Origin of the sequence: Halorubrum sp. SD690R (assembly GCF_005435035.1) — an archaeon.
GTDB lineage: Archaea > Halobacteriota > Halobacteria > Halobacteriales > Haloferacaceae > Halorubrum > Halorubrum ezzemoulense.
In genome coordinates, this window is sequence record NZ_SGTV01000177.1 from 1 (window position 1) to 215 (window position 215).

At 58.6% G+C, this 215-nt stretch carries 1 pseudogene; it reads right to left on the bottom strand.

Going from position 1 to position 215, the window contains the following annotated elements:
* Positions 1 to 215 (bottom strand): annotated as a pseudogene (locus EXE41_RS20090) (IS1595 family transposase); the annotation flags it as partial.

Consider the following 215-nt stretch of genomic DNA (forward strand, 5'->3'; position numbering starts at 1 on the left):
GAGACACTCTACCTGGTTCGTGTGGACGCCTTTGTCGGAGACGTACCTCTCGTCGTGGACAACGTATTGGTGATCGTGCTCCATGCCTCGGTAAGCTGGCAGTCCATCGGTCCAGACCTCTCCCAGCCGCTGGGAGAGGTCTGGACCGATGGACTGCCAGCTTACCGAGGCATGGAGCACGATCACCAATACGTTGTCCACGACGAGAGGTACGT